We start from the raw sequence: 2,195 nt of genomic DNA on the forward strand, positions 1-2,195 counted from the left end.
GGCTCCGCCGGAAGTGCGGGCCCTGCCCGAAGTGCAGGCCCTGCCCGAAGTGCGGGCTCAGCCTGAGCAGCGGCTTGTGTCTTGGGCGTGGGCCCTGCCCGAAGTGCGGGCTCAGCCTGAGCAGCGGCTTGTGTCTTGGGCGTGGGCTCGGCCCGGGGTGCGGGCCCAGCTCGGAGCGTGGGCTCGGTTTGGGTGGCGGCTGGTGTCTTGGGCGTGAGCTCGGTCCGGGGTGCGGGCCCAGCTCGGAGCGCAGGCACGGTCCGGGGCGCGGCCTCGGCTCGGGGTGCAGACCCGGTCCTGGGCGCTGGCTTGGTCCGGGCGGTGGCTGGTGTCTTGGGTGTGGGCTTGGTCCGGGGTGCGGGTTCGGTCCGGGGTGCGGGCCCAGCTCGGAGCGCAGGCTCGGTCCGGGGCGCGGCCTCGGCTCGGGGTGCAGACCCGGTCCTGGGCGCTGGCTTGGTCCGGGCGGTGGCTGGTGTCTGGGGCGTGGGCTCGGCCCCGGGTGGGGGCCCAGCTCGCAGCGTGGGCTCGGTTCGGGGGCGGCTGGTGTCTTGGGCGTGAGCTTGGTCCTGGGTGCAGGCTCGGTCCTGGGTGCAGGCTCGGTCCTGGGCGCTGGCTCGGTTTGGGCGGCGGCTTGCGTCTTGGGCGCGGGCTCGGCCTTGGGCGCGGGCCCAGCCGCAGGTGCGAGCTCGGGCTGGGCAGCTGCGGGTGACCGCGGCTTGGTTTCGCCGCGCGTTGCGGTTTGCGTTCGGCGTGCTGCGGCTGACTTGCCGGCCAGGATTGGCCGGCCGGGCGGCTGCTGGACCTCCGCGGGCGAGTCACCTGTGGTCGGGGCAGCATGGTTTGGTGGCGCGGGTGACGGCCGCTGCACGCAGGTCGCGTCGTCCGGCCAGATCAGCGGCGGGACCGCCTCGGCATAGTCATGTAGTCCCAGCTCCGCGCACTGGCGGGAACAGCCGTGCAGCCGGCACGACTTCTGCGCGTGGCGCCTCGCAAGCCCCCAATGCCGACGGCGCGCGTGATCACGACGGAACTCGTCTTTCTCCGGCGAATAGTTACGTGCTTTTGTACGGTCTCGCATGGCTACAGTCTGAGGCCGGGTGAACAGCTGCATCTGCTGGTACCGCATGCATATATCCTCCCGCACCCCGGATAGCCTTCACCAACACATGATCATGCCAATCTCACAAAACCATCCAGGGCCGATAAATCAGTTGCGTGACCAATCACGCAACAATTCCTTGCCGGGAGGGTAAAGCAATTCACTTGACACCGTCGATGGGTGTCGGCCAGCTGTCCAGTTAGCGCTCGGTGGACGATGGCAATCGTCTTTCCGGCCGCACTGAGCACGTCTCAGGCGGACGTCTCGGGGTCGCCGCCGAGCTCCGTTCGCAGCGCGGTGAGGGCCGTGCGCACGATTTCGTAGAGTTCGCACTCGTCGTCTCGGTCGAGCCACTCGTCGAACGACACGCGTAGCAGGCTTACGGCGGTGTCGGCCAGCAGTGCCGCGCGCATCGGCTCTACGCCGCGAGCGGTGAAGCCGGCGCGGATCGCCCCGCTCATGGCGTCCCATTTGTGCAGGTTGCGTTCTCGTAGGCCGGCGTCCGAGCGGACGATCTCGCGACGGACTCGTAACTCCTCGCGCCGGCCCTCGAAGCGGGTGGCGACCACGATCCGCAGTCCTTCGGTGATCAGCGCGATCGGCGGCAGGTCGGGCGGGGCGTCCGCGATGAGGTGGGTGGCCATGTCCGCGGCGTCCGCCTCGGCGAACAGGACCTCGCGCTTGTCGGCGAAATGCCGGTGGAAGGTGCGGGTGGTGAGGCCGGCCCGGGCGGTGATCTGCGGAACCGTGGTCGCCGCGAAGCCCTGCTCCTGGAACAGCTCGATGGCCGCGCGCTCGAGGCGTTCCCGTGCATCCGCCGGCCATCTGCTCACGATCACAGGCTACCTGATGACATGCCGTGTCATCGCGGCTAAGGTGACGACATGAGATGTCATCACGACGAGGGAGACAGGCGATGACGGGCGAGGTCTGGATTCTGGGCGGCACCGGCCGCAGCGGCCGGGCAATCGCGGCCGAGCTGATCCGCCGCGGGGTGACCCCGGTGCTGGTCGGGCGAGACGCGGCCCGGCTCGCGACAGCAGCGGCCGAGGCGCGGGCGACCGCCGCGATCGAGAGCCAGGCGTCGGAAAGCCAG

The 2,195-nt window shown here is 70.1% G+C and carries 1 protein-coding gene and 1 pseudogene; one reads left to right on the plus strand and one right to left on the minus strand.

The genetic code is table 11. From position 1 onward, the window contains the following. Nucleotides 1–1,350: 1,350 nt before the first annotated feature. Complete coding sequence (locus Ato02nite_RS49500; RefSeq protein WP_213013709.1) at nucleotides 1,351–1,932, minus strand: TetR/AcrR family transcriptional regulator; 582 nt, start codon at nucleotides 1,930–1,932, stop codon at nucleotides 1,351–1,353. Nucleotides 1,933–2,015: 83 nt separating this feature from the next. Here Ato02nite_RS49500 and Ato02nite_RS49505 point away from each other — a divergent pair. After that, nucleotides 2,016–2,195, plus strand: a pseudogene (locus Ato02nite_RS49505) (hypothetical protein); the annotation flags it as partial.

It is taken from the genome of Paractinoplanes toevensis, assembly GCF_018332695.1.
In the GTDB taxonomy this organism is placed as follows: Bacteria; Actinomycetota; Actinomycetes; order Mycobacteriales; family Micromonosporaceae; genus Actinoplanes; species Actinoplanes toevensis.